Source organism: Gordonia phosphorivorans, from assembly GCF_042432625.1.
Lineage (GTDB): Bacteria > Actinomycetota > Actinomycetes > Mycobacteriales > Mycobacteriaceae > Gordonia > Gordonia phosphorivorans.
Genome location: NZ_JBHLWV010000001.1, coordinates 88,580 through 105,779 on the forward strand (window position 1 = coordinate 88,580; position 17,200 = coordinate 105,779).

10 protein-coding genes are annotated in these 17,200 nt (G+C 66.3%); all 10 read left to right on the forward strand.

Annotated features, from left to right (window positions below):
• Window positions 1–417, forward strand: coding sequence for a 50S ribosomal protein L16 (gene rplP, locus ACFFJD_RS00460; RefSeq protein WP_382359264.1), 417 nt, complete (start codon window positions 1–3; stop codon window positions 415–417).
• Window positions 417–650: a 50S ribosomal protein L29 gene (gene rpmC, locus ACFFJD_RS00465; RefSeq protein ID WP_005936737.1), complete on the forward strand. Its 234-nt coding sequence runs from the start codon at window positions 417–419 to the stop codon at window positions 648–650. The genes rplP and rpmC overlap by 1 nt, the downstream gene beginning before the upstream one ends.
• Entirely contained in the window at window positions 647–928 is a 282-nt protein-coding gene (rpsQ, locus tag ACFFJD_RS00470) for a 30S ribosomal protein S17 (RefSeq protein WP_382359269.1), read from the forward strand. The genes rpmC and rpsQ overlap by 4 nt, the downstream gene beginning before the upstream one ends.
• 106 nt (window positions 929–1,034) lie before the next feature.
• Window positions 1,035–1,496, forward strand: a complete 462-nt coding sequence (locus ACFFJD_RS00475; protein WP_382359272.1) for an NAD-dependent epimerase/dehydratase family protein — start codon at window positions 1,035–1,037, stop codon at window positions 1,494–1,496.
• Complete coding sequence (locus ACFFJD_RS00480) at window positions 1,496–1,894, forward strand: NAD-dependent epimerase/dehydratase family protein (protein WP_382359275.1); 399 nt, start codon at window positions 1,496–1,498, stop codon at window positions 1,892–1,894. The genes ACFFJD_RS00475 and ACFFJD_RS00480 overlap by 1 nt, the downstream gene beginning before the upstream one ends.
• A 427-nt stretch (window positions 1,895–2,321) precedes the next feature.
• On the forward strand, window positions 2,322–3,758 hold the full coding sequence (locus ACFFJD_RS00485; protein ID WP_382359278.1) for an ATP-binding cassette domain-containing protein: 1,437 nt from the start codon (window positions 2,322–2,324) through the stop codon (window positions 3,756–3,758).
• Window positions 3,755–4,588: an ABC transporter permease gene (locus tag ACFFJD_RS00490; RefSeq protein WP_382359282.1), complete on the forward strand. Its 834-nt coding sequence runs from the start codon at window positions 3,755–3,757 to the stop codon at window positions 4,586–4,588. Before ACFFJD_RS00485 ends, ACFFJD_RS00490 begins: the two co-directional genes overlap by 4 nt.
• The gene (locus ACFFJD_RS00495) at window positions 4,585–5,430 is read left to right on the forward strand and encodes an ABC transporter permease (RefSeq protein WP_382359285.1); all 846 of its coding nucleotides are present in this window, start codon (window positions 4,585–4,587) and stop codon (window positions 5,428–5,430) included. Before ACFFJD_RS00490 ends, ACFFJD_RS00495 begins: the two co-directional genes overlap by 4 nt.
• Before the next feature lie 188 nt (window positions 5,431–5,618).
• Entirely contained in the window at window positions 5,619–13,706 is an 8,088-nt protein-coding gene (locus tag ACFFJD_RS00500; RefSeq protein WP_446685289.1) for a non-ribosomal peptide synthetase, read from the forward strand.
• Window positions 13,707–13,717: 11 nt separating this feature from the next.
• Window positions 13,718–17,200: non-ribosomal peptide synthetase (locus ACFFJD_RS00505; protein WP_382359288.1), on the forward strand; the 3,483-nt coding region annotated here is incomplete at its 3' end.

Genomic DNA, 17,200 nt, shown 5'->3' on the forward strand with positions numbered 1-17,200 from the left:
ATGTTGATCCCTCGTCGGGTCAAGCACCGCAAGCAGCACCACCCGAGCCTCAAGGGCCGGGCCAAGGGCGGCACCAAGGTCACCTTCGGTGACTACGGTATCCAGGCACTGGAGAGCGCCTACATCACCAACCGTCAGATCGAGTCCGCTCGTATCGCGATCAACCGCCACATCAAGCGAGGTGGCAAGGTCTGGATCAACATCTTCCCGGACCGTCCGATCACGAAGAAGCCTGCCGAAACCCGCATGGGTTCCGGTAAGGGTTCGCCCGAGTGGTGGGTCGCCCCGGTCAAGCCGGGTCGCGTTCTCTTCGAGATGACCTACCCCAATGAGGAGACCGCTCGCGAGGCCCTGCGTCGCGCACAGCACAAGCTCCCCATGAAGACCCGGATTGTGACCAGAGAGGAGCAGTTCTGATGGCACTCGGAATCGCTGCTGGTGAGCTCCGTGAGCTCAGCGACACCGATCTGGTCGACCGGCTGAAGGAGTCGAAGGAAGAGCTTTTCAACCTTCGTTTCCAGATGGCCACCGGCCAGCTCGACAACAACCGCCGCCTGCGGACCGTGCGTCGCGAGATCGCACGTATCTACACCGTCATGCGCGAACGTGAGCTGGGCTTGGCGTCCGGTCCGGAAGGTGACGACGCATGAGTGAGGACCAGAACGTGAACGTGGAAGAGCGCAACCGCCGCAAGGAGCGGATCGGTTACGTCGTCAGTGACAAGATGGAAAAGACCATCGTGGTGGAGCTCGAGGATCGCGTGAAGCACCCGCTTTACGGCAAGATCATCCGCACCACCAGCAAGGTCAAGGCGCACGACGAGGAGCAGGTGGCCGGTATCGGCGACCGCGTTCGTCTGATGGAGACCCGACCGCTGTCGGCGACCAAGCGCTGGCGCCTCGTCGAGGTGCTGGAGAAGGCCAAGTAGGTCTTCTCGGCAGTCTCTGCTGAACAATGAATCGGCCCGATTCCCCCGGTGGGGGACTCGGGCCGATTCGCATCTCAGGTCACTGAAGGACCTACGATTGCCACCTGTGGTTACCGCCGCCCTGTCTTTGCCGGTCCTCGACCGAGGGGCGCTCGCGGAGGTGTTCGGTCGGCATGAGATCGATGTCGTCATCCACTTCGCGGCGAAGAAGGCCGTCGGCGAGTCCACGCAGATCCCCCTGGACTACTTCGACATCAACATCGGTGGCACCACCGCCCTGCTTCGGGTGATGCGTGAGTACGGGGTGCATCGCCTCGTGTTCTCCTCGTCGTGCTCGATCTATGGCGAGGCTCTGCCGCGCCCGCTGACCGAGACCGATCCGCAGGGGCCGACGAATCCGTATGCCTGGTCGAAGTGGGCCAGCGAGCAGATGATCACGCAGGCCTGCCGTTATCACCCGGAGTTGAGGGCGACGGCGCTGCGCTATTTCAATCCGATCGGGGCTCATCCGAGTGGGCTGCTGGGGGAGTCTCCCAAGGGGGCGATCCACAATCTGATGCCGTACTGATGCGGGTCGCGGACGGGCGACTGCCTGCGCTGAATGTCTTCGGAGACGACTACCCGACGCCCGACGGGACCGCGCAGCGGGACTACATCCACGTCGTCGATGTTGCCGACGGCCATGTCGACGCCCTCGACCACGTCGACGACGAGCCCGGCATGCAGGTGTTCAACCTGGGAACGGGAGTGGGGACGTCGGTGTTGGAGCTGAGCGCGGCGTTCGCGAAAGCGAGCGGCCGGGACATTCCCCACCTGGTGCAACCGCGCCGGGCGGGCGACGTCGCGACGCTGATCGCGGACCCGGGCAAGGTCGCGTCGGCCTGGGGCTGGCACGCGACCCGTGGTCTGGACGACATGTGCCGCGATGCGTGGCGGTTCCAGGTAGAGAACCCGCTCGGATACTAGCGTCGCGCGTCGTACCGAGTCTGGCGTGCGGGACCGGGGGACTGGCTGCTGCTGACGGAATCGGCCCGGTTCCGCGGGGGAACTCGGGCCGATTCGCATTCTAGGCGGTCCGTGAGGCGCCGCCGCGGGACAGTTATCGATTCGTTGCGCCCAGCTGGGTGGATTCCACCGAACGGGCCCATCTTCGTCGAAGGCGAAACGGAAGTGATCCACCCGTCGATAGATTTAGCAGAGAAGGAGTAGTGCTTTTCGCCGCCTCGACGAGCCTGGGACGACGTCCCGGGTCAACTGAGGCCCGACAGAGCGGGACCGGATGCCGGACATTGATCGACGTGTCAGCGATGGTGTGCGCGCTGAGCACACGTCAGTTCCCGCGGCTGGCAGTCGCCGTCGCGACGGGGGTGCGGGGGACCCGCTCGAGGACACCATGCCCTGGGTTCCTGCAGACGACCCGACGCTGCTGCAGCTGCGCGCATGGCGAACCGAACTCGATACCAGCGACTCCCGGGTGCATAACGGGACGGGTCCCTCTGCGCCGACCACGACGGCAGCGCCCCTGACCGAGCGCGGCCCCGATGTTCCCGCGCGGTCGGAGCCGTTCCCGTCTCAGGCGTCGGCGCCGCGGGGTCGGCACCGCGGCGAGGGCACGACGACGACGGGTGTGTGGGCACTGAGCGGAGTCGGCCGACGGCGTGCCGAGGAGCGCATCATCGACGATGCACCCGCGCTGCCCAGGCAGGCCCCGCGGCGGCCGGGCCCCACCTGGGATGTCACCGGCCGGTCGGTGACTGCCGTGGAGCCTGCGCTCACCGGGCAGGAGCTGGCGCAGGCGCAGGCCAGCACCGTCGCCTTTCCGGCCTTGGATCTGGTTCCCGTCGGAGACGACGAGGACCTGCCGATCGCGATCGAGGCCGCCGGCCTGCGAAAGGCGTTCAAAGATCTCGTGGCCGTGGACGGAGTGAGCTTTCAAGTACCGCAGGGACGTGTCGTCGCTCTGCTCGGCCCCAATGGATCGGGCAAGACGACCACCGTCAATATGCTGTGCACGCTCCTGACACCCGACGGCGGCAGCGCCTCCGTCTGCGGTTTCGACGTGGTCGCCGAGGCGCCGTCCGTGCGTCAGTCGATCATGTTGACCGGACAATTCGCAGCGCTCGACGAGGGCCTCACCGGCCGCGAGAATCTGATCATGTTCGGCCGGCTGCTCGGGCTGCGTAAGAACGCGGCCAAAGCCAGGGCGGCCGAACTGCTCGACACGTTCGGTTTGGAGGGGGCTGCCAACCGGAAGGTCGGGCAGTACTCCGGCGGTATGCGCCGACGAATCGACATCGCCTGCGGCCTGGTGACGGAGCCGAAGGTCGTCTTCCTCGACGAACCGACGACCGGCTTGGATCCGCGCAGCCGCCAGGACGTGTGGGCACTGGTCGAGAGTCTGCGCAACCAGGGGGTCTCGATTCTGCTGACGACCCAGTACCTGGAGGAGGCCGACTCGTTGGCCGATCGCATCGTCGTCATCGACAAGGGCAAAGTCATCGCGGAGGGCACCTCGGACGAACTGAAGTCGGCCACCGGCGCGGCCTACTGCGAGGTCACTCCGGTGCATCCGGCGTACCTGCCGCGGCTCCGGACCGCGCTGCACGGCCTCGGCGGACCGACGGCCGACGACCTGGACGAGACCGCCGACGCGCTGTCGGTTCCTGCTCCGCACGGGCCGGCGACTCTGGCCGAGGTACTCAAGCGCACCGAAGCTGCGCGGATACCGCTCGCCGACATCGCGCTGCGACGGCCTTCATTGGATGAGGTCTTCCTGGCGCTCACCGACCCGGAGGCGGACCGCGGAACGGCAGCTGAGGATCGGCCATGACGGCGCGGGCTGCGGACGCCACGCCGACTCTCACCCTGGAACCGGTCACGAGTCGAATCAATGCGTTCCAGCAGTGGTGGGTGCTCACCGAACGCGGTCTGCTCAAGGTGCTCCGCAACGGCGAGTTCATCTTCGCGTTCGTCTCCCCCGTCTTTCTCGCCGTCTGCTTCTACCTGCCGCTGCGCAAGGTCGTCGCGGAGGTGACGGCGATCGATTACGCGCAGTACCTGATGCCCATCATCATGCTGCAGTCCATGGCCTTTGTGGCCTCGTCGTCGGCGATGCGCTCCGCGCTCGACGGCCAGGCGGGAGTGCATGCCCGTTTCCGGGTCTTGCCGATGTCGGAGGCGATTCCCTTCCTGGCGCGGTCGGCCACCAATGCGGTGCTGCTCGTGGTGGCTCTCGCCTGCGGACTCGTGACCTGCCTGGTCATGGGGTGGCGTCCGGAATCGGCCGAGGTCGGTGGCGGGATTGCCGGCGCGGCCATCGCGGTCGCCCTCGTCGGAATGATCGGCATGGCGTTGTCTCTGGTCTCAGACGGCATCGGGTTGGTGGCCAAGTCGCCCGCGGCTACCAGCCAGTTGGTGGCCTTCCCCACGCTGATCCTGGGAATGCTGTCGACCGGGTTCATGCCGGTCGATCGCTTTCCCGAGTGGATCCAAGGGTTCGTCGAGAATCAGCCGATCTCACAGATCACCAGAGCGATGCGCGACGCGATCGGCGGCGTTCTGGATTGGCAGAGTCTGGCGGCGGCCGTGTGGTGGACCCTCGGCCTGCTGGTGCTGGCCGCGGTGCTCGTGGCGATCGGCTCCCGCAAGGATGCGCAATGAACGCCGACGCCGGGGTCCCGGCGACGATGATGCTGGCGGGTACTGCCGGCCCGCACTCGGAGACCTCGCTGTCCGCGTGGTGGCAGCAGACCCTGGTCTTGACCGGCCGACAACTGCTGGTCGCCGGCCGCGACATACCCACCCTTGTTCAGGTGCTGATCTTTCCCGCGTTGACGATGGTCATGTTCAAGGTGGTCCTCGGCGACGTCATCGGCCAAGCGACAGGGCAGGACAGCGTCTACGGCACGGTGCCACTCGTGATCTTGACCAGTGCGATGTTCGGGTCAGTGGTGTCAGCGACTCGATTGAATCTGGAACGCAAGACCGGGCTGCTCAGTCGACTTTATGTGCTCCCGATCAATCGCGGCGCCGACTTCGGCGCGCGCGTGCTGGCCGAGATCGTGCGCGCGTTGATCACCACACTGCTTCTGATCGCGGCCGGATTCGCCATCGGATTCCGGTTTACCCAGGGGGTCGGGCCGGCCATCGGACTCGTGGTCGTCGCGCTGGCCTTTGCCGGTGCATTCGCGATGCTCACCCTCGCCCTGGCGGTCAATTTCCGACCCGGTGCGCCGCTCGTTCCGTATCTGGGACTGCTGTCGTCCTTGCTCATGTTCTTCAATTCCGGATTCTCGCCGATCGATATGTATCCGGGATGGTTACAACCGATTGTGGCGAACCAGCCGATGACGCCGGCGATCGATTCGATGCGGGCGTTAGCGGCGGGTGGACCACTCGTTGCGGACCTTACGAAGGTGGCGATCTGGGTTGTCGTGATCACTCTGCTCACCACGGTCCCGGCTCTCCGTGGATATCAGCGAGCAGCGGCGGGAAGAGGGTGAAAACGAGGTGTCTGTGTCGGTCGCATCCGGGGTCGTCTGAACCGATGTATTTCAGGACCGGCCGTAAGTCAGATTCGCCATCACCGCAGCTCAGGAGGTGTTAGGACCGTTAGGGAATCCGGCCTTTTCCGACAAAGCGAGATTTGGTTGTCGCTGGGAATGAACTGTGTAGTCTCGGGGTGAGGGAGGTGAATAGTCAATTGGGTACGGAAACTGCAGAGCACCGCTCAGCGGACAGCGGGCGAGGGCGGGGGGCCGCCGGTTCACGATTGCTTTTGCCCCTTACCGCCCCACAGCGCGGCATATGGTTCGCAGAGACGCTATCGCAGGACTATTCGGTCAATATCGCGCAGTGCTTCAGAATCAGCCACGCGGCAGGAGCACTCGATATCGAACTGCTCGCCGACTGCACAAAGGCGGTCGGTAAACTCCTGGAAGCGCCGTATATCAGGTTTTCCTCTGAGGGGGATGTTCCCTGCCAGTATGTGGATCTGGACTTTCCCCAGGAAGTCGGTATTCACGACTTCCGGAATGCGGACGATCCCGAGAATGCTGTCGACGAGTGGATCGCCGAGGATCAGCGGCGAACCGTTGATATGTGGACCGATCAGCTGGTCGTCGCTGAACTTCTGATCATCTCGGACGAATGCACGCTGTGGTATCAGCGCGCCCACCACATCGTGTGCGACGGCAGCGCGGCCATCGCGATAGCGCTGCGGATCATCGACCGGTACAACGCGATCAGGCGGGGGGAGGAGCCCGACGACAGGCCGGCGCTGACGCTCGCCGAGATCGCCAAGTACGACGAGGACTACCTCGACAGCGGACGTCGTCTGCGCGATCGTGAACACTGGCAGAGCCGTATCGCCGAGATGCCCGAACCGGTGACCCTTGCTCGGTCCGCCGCCAAGCCGGCGCTCGCCGAGGCGATAGTGGTTCGGCGATCACTCGACGCGGCCTTTGAGGCGCGTCTGGCAGAGGTGTCGTCGGAACTCAACAGCTATCAGGCGGCCCTGCTCACCGCCGCATTCGCGGCGTTCATGGCGCGGATGTGCGGCACCGACGACGTCGTGCTCAGCCTCCCGGTCACCGGTCGCACCACCAAGGCGATCCGGGAATCCGCGGGCATGCTGTCGAACATCGTGCCCATCCGGCTGCGCGGGCTGGAAGAGCTGACTGTGCGTCAGGTCGCGACGGCCGCTCAAATCGAACTCACCGGAGCGCTGCGGCACCAGCGGTATCGGACCGAGGACATCCGCCGTGAAGCGGGGTTGGACCCGCAGAAGCTGTACTTCGGGCCCGCGATCAACATGATGTTCTTCGACGAACTCAGCCTGGACGAGGCGACGATCGACTATCGCGTGCTGTCCACCGGAATAATCGAAGATCTGGCGATCAATCTCTACCAGCCGGTTCCGGGGGCGCCGATGACGATTGATCTTCAGGCGAACCCGAGTCTTTATCGGCTGGAAGAGATAGAAGACCATCTCGACCGCTTTCTGCGGTTTGCCGATCGAATGTACGCGGACCTGGACCGCCGGATCCCGGCGATCGAACTCACCTCGGTGCGCGAAGCCGAATGGCTGGCCGCGGTGGAGGAGGGGCCGTCGCACCCGACAGGAGACATGACTTATCTCCTGGCTGATTTCGAGCGGCAGGTCGCCACGAATCCAGAGGCAACGGCTCTGGTCCTCGGGACCCGGGAGATCTCGTACGGCGAGTTCGGTGCGCGCGTGGCTGCGCTCGCACGGGAACTGGTCGATCAAGGGGTGGGCGCAGAGCGCGCGGTGGCGCTGTGCATGCCGCGGTCCGTGGAGATGATGGTGGCGATATACGCCATCATCTCGGCGGGTGGACATTACGTGCCCATCGACCCGGAGGCCCCGGCGGAGCGTATCGGTCACATGCTGGCTACGGCGCAGGCCGGGCACATGCTGATCAGTCGCCATCACAGCGAGTCCGAGGCGGCCGCGGCTGCTCGAGTCGGCGGAGTGCCGATGGTCGAGGTCGACTCGACCGGACCCGTCGACGTCGATCTCCAGCCGTTGCCGGTCGGGGACCGAGGGGTATTCAGCCCCGACTGTGCGGCCTACGCCCTCTTCACCTCGGGGTCGACGGGGGCGCCGAAGGGTGTTGTTCTCACCCACCGCGCGGTGTTGAACCGACTGTATTGGGGAATCTCCGAGCTCGGTTTGGCCCCGCACGACCGGGTCGTGCAGAAGACGCCGTACACCTTCGACTGCTCCGTGCCCGAGTTGTTCGCCCCGCTGATGGTCGGTGCGACCCTTGTTCTGTTGAAGGACCGCGGACATATCGACGCCGAGTACGTCGCGGACGAGATCTCTCGGACCGAAGCCACGATGGTGCATTTCGTGCCCTCGATACTGTCGGTCTTCCTCGAGGCGAACGACGAGCAGCGGCTTCGCCGGCTGGACAGTATTCGGATGATCTCGGTGACGGGGGAGGCGCTGCCGCCGGCGGTGGCGGCTGAAGTGCGCCGGATATGGCCGTCGGTCGATTTCTACAACCTGTACGGCCCGACCGAAGCCGCGATCGAAATCACCTCCGAGGAGATTCGCGAGCTCGACTCGACGAACCTGTCGGTGCCCATCGGCCGGCCGGTATGGAACTCCGCCGCACGGGTTCTGGGTTCGCGGTTGGAGCGACTGCCCAATGGGGTGCCCGGTGAGTTGTACCTGGCGGGTGTACAACTCGCGCGAGGATACGCCGACCGCGCCGATCTGAGCGCCGAGCGATTCGTGGCGGACCCCTACGGCGGTCCGGGCCAGCGGATGTATCGGACCGGTGATCTCGTGCGGCGCCTACCGGACGGGCGGCTCGAGTACCTGGGCCGAACCGACTTCCAGGTGAAGCTCCGCGGCCAACGCATCGAATTGGGCGAGATCGAGTCGGTGATATCGAGTGTGCCCGGCGTTGTTCACACGGCCGTGACGGTGGCCGCGGCGCCCGGCGGCGCTGAGCACCTGGTGGCGTACCTGGCGGGTGTCGGACGGGACAGCGTCGTCCTGGATGCGGTCAAGGCGGAAGCCGTCCGGGCGCTTCCCGGCTATATGGTCCCCAGCGTCTGGATGGTGCTGGACGACATCCAACTCAATTCCGCGGGAAAGCTGGATCGCAAGTCGCTGCCGGCGCCCGACTTCCGGACGGAAGTGCACGAATACCTGGCGCCGGAGTCCGCCGTCGAGATCACGCTCACCGACATCATTCAGGAGATGCTCGGGGCACGCCTGATCGGGATGGGGGACAACCTCTTCGAACTGGGTGCGGACTCGCTGTCGGCGGCGCGGTTGCGCGCCAAGATGCACGCGGCCGGCTTCGATCTGGCGCTGACGGACATCTTCGGCAGCAGGACGATCGCCGACCTGGCGGTGGCCTCGACGCCGAGCTCGGAGAAGAGACTGCCGCTGCGGCCGCGCGAGCGCTCCGGGGGCGCCCCGCTGTCGAACCCGCAGTCCCGGCTGTGGTTCATCAATCGTCTGGATCCCGAGGCGCCGACCTACAACATGCCCGGAGTGATCCGGTGGCGCGCAGAGGTCGACGGCGACGCATTCCGACAGGCGATCGCCGATGTGCTGAAACGTCACGAGATTCTTCGCACGGTGTATCCGACTCGCGACGGCGATCCTGTCCAAGCCGTGCTCAGCGTGGCTGAAGCGGTGGCCCGTGTGCCGGTGCGAACGTCGGCCGTCACGGCGGCGGAACTGGAGTCGCAGATCTTCGCTGAAGTCGTCGGCGGATTCGACCTCGTCTCCGACCTTCCGGTCCGTTTCGCGCTGCTGCGGGTGCTCGACGGTGTCGAGACGGAGTACGCGCTGGTGTGCGTGTTGCATCACATCGCGGGTGACGGGTACTCGCTCCGGCCGTTGATCTCCGATCTGATCACCGCCTACACCGCACGGTGCGAGGGCCGTGCTCCGCAGTGGAAGCCGCTGCCCGTGCAGTACGCCGACTTCACGCTCTGGCAGAACGAGATGCTCGGCGAACCCGACGACCCGGCGTCGCGCAGCTCCCGGGAGGTCGGTTTCTGGCGAGAGCAACTCGGCGGGGCACCCGACCTTCTCGCGCTGCCGACGGACTTCGCGCGTCCGGCGGTGCCCAGCGGTCGCGGTGCCTTCGTCGACGCGGTTCTGCCCCACGACATCGTCGCCGGAATCAGGTCGTTGGCCGTGGAACACGGCGTCACTCCGTTCACCGTGTTGCACGTGGCTGTGGCCACGGTTCTCGGGCGGTTGGCCGGCACCAGCGATGTCTCCATCGGTACTCCGATCGCCGGCCGGGATGAGCCGGAGACCAGCGACATGGTGGGCATGTTCGTCAATACGGTGGTCTTGCGGAGTGCTCTGCATCCGGAAACCACCGTCGGCGACGCCTTGACCGCATCCGGACAGATCCGGACGCGCGCCATGGAACACAGTCAGGTGGCCTTCGAGAAGATCGTCGACGCGGTGGTGGGACAGCGCACGCTCGCACACAATCCCCTGTTCCAAGTCTCGCTGACGCTGGGAGCCGACTACCGGGAACCCCTCGAACGATTGGGCGCGGAGTTCAGCGACGGTCGTATCGCCGCGGCGAAGTACGACCTGGCGATCGACGCGACGGAGACCATCGACTTGCGGGACGCGTCGCAACCGGTCATCGAGTTGGAGTTCAACTATTCGACGGACCTCTTCACCGAAGCGAGGATCGAGGATCTCGCGGGCTACGTCCGGTCCGCCTTGCGCTCGATGATCGAGGATCCGGCACGCACGCTGGGATCGATCGACCTGATACCGGTGGAAGAGATCGAACGGCTCACCCGAGCTCCGTCGAAGATTCAGGCCCGCACGCTTCGGGAACTCGTCCGAGCGGGTGCGGCCCTGGCCGATCCCACCTCCCCGGCGGTGGTCGGGACGCGGACGATCCCGCGCGACGAGTTCTCGGCCCGCACCGCGCAGGTGGCCCGCACGCTGATCGCCAAGGGCGTGGGGCCCGGTGACGTCGTCGCGCTGGCGATTCCGCGCTCGGATCTGTCGGTGCTGGCGACGGCCGCGGTGATCGAGACCGGTGCGGCATTCGTCAGTATCGATGTGCGCGACCCCCTCGGACGCCGCCGGGTCATGTTGGCCGACAGCGGCGCGACGGTCGGGGTCGCCGCGGTCGAATCCCAATCGGCGGCAGGAGAACTCCCGGAGCTCGACTGGTTGGTCTTGGGTGACGCGCGGGACGAAGCGGTGATCGGTAGATTCAGCGCCGGCCAGATCCGTGACGAGGAACTTCGCCGCCCGGTTCGGCTCGATGACATCGCGTACATCATTCACACCTCGGGATCGACCGGAACGCCCAAAGCGACGCAGGTGCCCAATCGTGGACTCGCGAATCTGATTGCCGCCGAATCCAAGTTCCTCTCGCTGACGCCACAATCGCGAGTACTGCACGTCTCCTCACCGACATTCGATGCGTCGATTCTGGAACTGACGATGGCGTGGGGCGCCGGTGCCACGCAGGTCGTCGCGGATTTGAACACGTACGCCGGGTCGGAACTGGCGTCACTGATCGACCGGCATCAGGTCAGCCACTTGTTCCTCACCCCCTCGGTCCTTGCGACCATCGACCCGGAGTCGGTGCCCACCCTGCGTCATGTGCTGGGCGGCGGCGAGGCGAATCCGCCGGAGCTGGTGCGTCGGTGGACGGCGGCGGGGCGTCGCTACATCAACATCTACGGTCCCACCGAGACCACCGTGTGGACCACTGTCGACGTGTTCACCCGGCCCGAGGACGATGTGACCATCGGCACCGGCTTGCCGGGCGTCGGGACGCTGGTGCTCGACGGCGGCCTGCGGCCGGTCCCGGTCGGTGTCGCGGGCGAGCTCTATCTCGTCGGCGATCAGGTGACGCTCGGCTACCGCGGGATGCCTGGCCTCACCGCCAGCCGTTTCGTGGCGAATCCCTTCGACCGCGGCCAGCGGATGTACCGCACCGGGGACCGCGTGCAGTGGCGAGCGGATGGTCGTCTCGACTACCTGGGGCGCACCGATCATCAGCTCAAGATCCGTGGTCTGCGTATCGAACCGGGTGAAGTCGATGCCGCGATGCTCCGGCACCCCGCGGTGGCGAACTCGCTGACGTTGGGGGTTGCGCGTCCCGGTGGCGAGACGATGCTCGCGACCTACGTGAGTCTCGTGTCGGGGGCTGCGGCCGACGAGGCCGACATGCTCAGGCATGCGCGAACGCTCCTGCCCGGTCACCTCGTGCCGCAAGCACTCCAAGTGATCGACGAGTTTCCGCGGACGCTCACGGGAAAGGTCAACCGCGGCGCGCTGCCCGACTTCACTCCCACGGTGGATCGCGAGTACGTCGCACCGCGCACCGAGCGTGAAGCAGTGGTCGCCGAGGTCTTCGCCCAGTATCTCGGTCTGGACCGGGTCAGCGTCACCGCCGGCTTCTTCGAGATGGGCGGCAATTCACTTGCGGCCGTGAAGCTGGCCGGTGCCCTGTCGGGTGTCACCGGCCAGCACATCCCGGTCAAGGCACTGCTGGAGGCGTCGTCGGTCGAGGCGATTGCCGCGTATGCGGAGTCGTCGGACACCGAACGAGTCGCCCTGCCGTTGCGCCCTCGTCCGCATCCGGAGCACGCCCCGATCTCCGAAGTCCAGCGCGGCATGTGGTTGCTCAATCGCCTGGATCCGGATTCGCCGGCCTACAACATCGCCTTCGCCTTGCGCCTCTCGGGGACTCTCGACGCAGCGGCGGTTCGGGCGGCTGCCGCGGATCTGGTTGAGCGACAGGCAACCCTGCGCACCTACTACCCCATGGTCGGGGGCGACCCGTGCCAGCGAGTGGTACCCGCAGCCGAGGCCGTGGCCGCCCTGGATTTCGAGATGGTGGAGGCCACCGATTCAGCACTCGACGTGGTGCGCGACGTCGTCCGCCGGGGGTTCGACGTCACCCAGGCGCCACCGTTCCGAATGGCCCTGGTGCGTCTGGGGCCGGCCGAGCACATCGTCGTGTTCGTCATGCATCACATCAGTGCGGACGGGTCATCGCTGCGTCCGCTTGCGCAGGACTTCATCGCTGCGGCGTTGGCGCGGGCCGAAGCCAGAATCCCTGCGTTGCCGCCCCTCCGTGTCGACTACGTCGACTTCGCGCTGTGGCAAGCGGAGCGGCTCAACGCCGTCGGTGCCGAGGGGATCTCGGAGCGGGATCGACAGCTTGCCTACTGGCAGGGTCGGCTGCGCGGCGCTCCGGATCAACTCCGTCTGCCCTCGGACCGGCCGCGATCGATCGCACCGTCCTTTGCCGGCGACACGGTGGAGTTCAAGATTCCGGCGGAGCTGGTCGCCGCCCTCGAACTGATCGCGCGCAGTCACGACGGCACCCTGTTCGACGTTGTGCACGCGGCCTATGCCGTCTTCCTCGGACGCATGGCGGGGGTGGACGACGTGGTCATCGGTACTGCGTTCGCGGGCCGCACGGAGCCGGCTCTCGACAGTCTCGTCGGCATGTTCGTCAACAGTCTGCCGCTGCGCACCATTCTGAATGCGAACGAGACGTTCGGTGACCTCGTCGAGCGAGTGCACGCCGAGGACATGGAAGACATGTCGAATGCCGACATCGCCTTCGAAGCCGTTGTCGAGGGTGTCGGTGTGCGCCGCAGCAGTGCGTTCAATCCCGTGTTCCAAGCGATGCTGCTCTTTCAGAACTTCGAGATGCCGGTCGTCGAGGTCCCCGGACTCACGATCGCGCCGGTCGACGAAGGTCTCACCGCCGGGCAGGTCGATCTGCAACTCAGCGTCTTTCCCACTGACCCGCTCGCCCTCGGCAGCTCCGGGACGGGCGGTCCGATGCGGGCGAACTTCGTCTACGCCACGGACCTCTTCGACGCGTCGACGATCGAACAGTATGCCGGGCGATTCCTCGCCGTGCTGGAAGCCGTCGCGGGCGACCCGATGGTCACCGTCGGTGACATCTCCATCGCCACGGACAGCGACGGCTACTCCGACGACGACGATGCAGCGCAGAGGGTGGCGCTGCCAGATCTGGTGGAGTCGGGTGCGAATCAGACACCGGAGGCGGTCGCGGTTCGGTTCGGCGCCTCGACGATCACTTTCGGTGAGCTATGGGCCACGACCACCGCGATGGCGGTGTCGATCCCCGATCGGGATTCGGCGTTGGTCACGGCTTTGATGAGCCTGGCTCCGGAGCTCGCGGCGGCGGGGCCGGAGGGTCTCAGTAGCGCACTGTCGGACATCCGCAGTGCTCGGGTCGACGGACAGTAGGACTGACATTGATGATCGGAATTGAGCTGAATCGCGCCTTCTGCCGGATCCTCGGATCCGCACCGAGCACCGTCGACCTGCTCGCCTTCGCGGCGCTCCAGTCGGGGCGATCGGTCGCGTTCACCGCGCCGAGCGGGCCGATCTCGTTCGCTGAACTCCAAAGTCGGACGGCGCCGCTGGCCGCCGTCTTCGCCGCGCAGGGGCTGGACCCCGATGCGGCGGTCAGCGGTGCCGTGACACCGCTCTTCGTGCAGGCTGGACTGGAACCGGCCGCCGCCGGCGCGGCGACGAAGATCGCCGTTTCTGATATCCGCCGAGCGGTGTTCGATCTGGTCGGTTCGGCCGACCTGGGGTCGCTTCCCGGGGTGTTCCGCTCGATCGCCACCCGCTTTCCGGATCGGCCGGCGGTCAGCGACTACAACGGGGTCACGCTGAGCTACCGGGAACTCGACGAGCGTTCTGAGGTGCTCGCGGCGGGTCTGATCGCCGACGGTGCCGGACCCGAGGCGTGCATCGGCGTCGCGATGCCCCGAGACGTCGATCTCGTCGTGGCTCTCCTGGGCATCATGAAGTCGGGTGCCGCGTATGTGCCGCTGGATCGCTCGCATCCGATGGACCGACTGGCGAAGATCATCGAGGACGCCGATCCCGTGGTGATCCTGGCCGATCCGGTGACCGCTGCCGAGTGGGACGGTGTGTCGGCGCCGATCGTGACCGTGGAGCATCAGATGTCCCGGGCCCTCGCGGACACGCGGGCCGCCGTGGGGGCGGCGGTGTCTTCGGTGCATCCGGCGTATGTGATCTACACATCGGGCTCCACCGGAACACCGAAGGGTGTCGCCGTCGCACACGGCGCCCTGGTCGCCCTGATCTCCGCGATGGGGGCGGAGTACGACTATTCCCACACCGACAGCTGGTCGCAGTATCATTCGTACGCTTTCGACCTGTCGGTCGGTGAGATCTGGATGCCGCTTGCGGTCGGCGGACGTCTCGTGATCCTCGACGGCGACACCGCCCGTGATCCGGGCGCCTTCGTCGATGCGCTGGAGCGCGAGCAGATCACCGTCGTCAATCAGACGCCGTCGGCGTTCTACCAACTGGCCGCGGCGTTGCGTGGCGCCGGGGGACGGCAGCTGCCGTCAGCGCTGCGCTCGATGATCTTCGTCGGTGAAGCCCTCGACTTCGGGCAGGTGCGGCGCTGGTACGCAGATCGTCGGCAGCTCGGCGGCAACGACGGGCCCGAACTCAACAACATGTACGGGCCCACCGAGGCCACCGTGTACATGACGCGCCGGCGGCTGACCCCGGAGTTCGCCGCGGACGCCACCGGCGACGTCGGCCTCGCACTGCCGGGCTCTGCGGTCTATGTGCTGGATGCGCGGCTCGCCAAGGTCCCCGATGGTGTGCCGGGCGACCTCTACATCGCCGGCCGCCAGCTCGCCCGCGGCTATGCAGGCCGGGCCGCGCTGAATGCGACGCGCTTCGTCGCCGACCCGTATGGGGCGCCCGGCGAACGGATGTACCTGTCCGGCGACCGCGCCCTCGTTCGCAACGGAAGTCTGGAATTCCTCGGTCGCGGCGATGACCAGGTGAAACTCCGCGGTTACCGAATCGAACTCGGCGAGGTCGAGTCCGGGCTGCTGTCTGCGCCGGGTGTCCAGGCTGCTGCCGCCGCCATCAAGGACGGCAGCGGCGGGACCGACCTGCTGGTCGGCTACGTCGTCGGAACTGCCGAGGAAACCGGGGCGCTCGACGTCGCTGAGATCCGGCAACACACGCGGTCGGTCGTTCCGGACTACATGGTGCCCGACGCGGTCGTGGTGCTCGACGAACTGCCGCTGACCGTCAACGGAAAGCTGGACCGGAGGGCACTGCCGGCACCGGACTTCTCCTCCGGGGACTACGTCGCGCCGGAAGACGGCGTCGAACGCACCTTGGCGATCATCTTCTCGGACGTCCTCGGTGTGGAGAAGGTCAGTGCCGTCGACTCCTTCCACGACCTCGGCGGAAACTCGTTGCTCGCGGCGCGCATCATCGGTCGCGCCAGTGAGGAACTCGATGTCGAACTGAACCTCCGTGACCTCTTTGAGGCACCGAGCATCCGGGAACTCGCGGTCCGGGCCGCAGAGTCGGCGCCGGCCCTGCCACCCATCACCAAGGTCGAGAAGCGGCCAGAACGGATACCGCTCTCGTTCGCGCAGCAGCGGATGTGGTTCCTCAACCAGTTCGACCTGGCGCAGGCGACCTACAACATCCCCGCCGTCATGCGACTGACCGGTCGACTCGATACGGCCGCATTGCGGTCGGCGGTCGTCGACGTGGTCGTGCGCCACGAGATTCTGCGCACCGAGTTTCCCGCTGTCGAAGGGATCCCCTACCAGGCGGTTTCCTCGGTCGACGATGTCGAGGCGCGGCTCTCGGCGGTGTGGAAGGTCGTGCACTCGCAGGAAGCGCTGTTCGCTTCGGTGACGAACGGTTTCGACATCACCAAGCAGTGGCCGCTGCGGGTGATGCTGTGGCCGATCAGCGACGAGGAGCACGTGCTCGGTCTCGTCGTGCACCACATCGCAGCAGACGGCGAATCGATGCTCCCGCTGGTGACCGAGGTGGTCGCCGCCTACGCGGCACGCGTTCGCGGCGCGACGCCGGACTTCGCTCCGCTTCCGGTGCAGTTCGCCGACTATGCCATCTGGCAGCACGACGTGCTCGGATCGCCGGAGGACCCGGACTCGATCGTCGGTCGCCAGCTCGCCTACTGGCGAGAGCGGCTGGTGGGCGCACCCGATGTTCTGGAACTCCCGGGTGACCGACCCCGACCTGCGGTCGCGACGCACACCGGTGTGCAGGCCGTGTTCGACATCCCGTCCTCGCTGGCGACGAGGGTGACGGAGTTCGCGCGCACGCATGGGGTCACGCCGTTCATGGTCACGCACGCCGTCTTCGCGGTGCTCATGGCGCGGCTGTCGGCCACCGATGACGTCATCGTCGGAACGCCGGTGGCCGGGCGAGGACAGGCCGTCCTCGATCGTCTGATCGGGATGTTCGTCAACACTCTGGTGCTGCGGACCGACGTCGATCTCTCCGAGCCGTTCGGTGAGCTCCTCGCGCGGGTGCGCGAGATCGACCTGGATGCGTTCGCGCACGCCGACGTGCCGTTCGAGACCCTGGTCGAAGCCGTCGACCCGGTGCGCAGTGAAGCGTTCTCGCCACTCGTGCAAGTCATCTTTTCGTTCGATCCCGCGGGGGCGGCACTGCGGGCGAGCCACGAGGTCGACGGCCTCGATTTCGCGGCGGTCGAGGGATTGCCGGTCCCCGCGCAGCTCGACATGAACTTTGCGCTGTTCACCGGTGAGGCCGGAGCGGGATGGTCCGGCGAGATCATCGGTGCCGCCGACATGTTCGATTTGTCGACGTTGGAGTCGATGGGTGTTCGGTTTGTGGCTTTGCTTGATGCGTTGACGGCGGATCCGGCGGTGGCGGTCGGTGATGCGGCG

Bases quoted from the DNA above. Each gene is read 5' to 3' on its own strand.
- ACFFJD_RS00485 (WP_382359278.1), top strand. From the start codon at position 2,322: ATGCCCTGGGTTCCTGCAGACGACCCGACGCTGCTGCAGCTGCGCGCA.
- ACFFJD_RS00480 (WP_382359275.1), top strand. From the start codon at position 1,496: ATGCGGGTCGCGGACGGGCGACTGCCTGCGCTGAATGTCTTCGGAGAC.
- rpmC (WP_005936737.1), top strand. From the start codon at position 417: ATGGCACTCGGAATCGCTGCTGGTGAGCTCCGTGAGCTCAGCGACACC.
- ACFFJD_RS00495 (WP_382359285.1), top strand. From the start codon at position 4,585: ATGAACGCCGACGCCGGGGTCCCGGCGACGATGATGCTGGCGGGTACT.
- rplP (WP_382359264.1), top strand. From the start codon at position 1: ATGTTGATCCCTCGTCGGGTCAAGCACCGCAAGCAGCACCACCCGAGC.
- ACFFJD_RS00490 (WP_382359282.1), top strand. From the start codon at position 3,755: ATGACGGCGCGGGCTGCGGACGCCACGCCGACTCTCACCCTGGAACCG.
- rpsQ (WP_382359269.1), top strand. From the start codon at position 647: ATGAGTGAGGACCAGAACGTGAACGTGGAAGAGCGCAACCGCCGCAAG.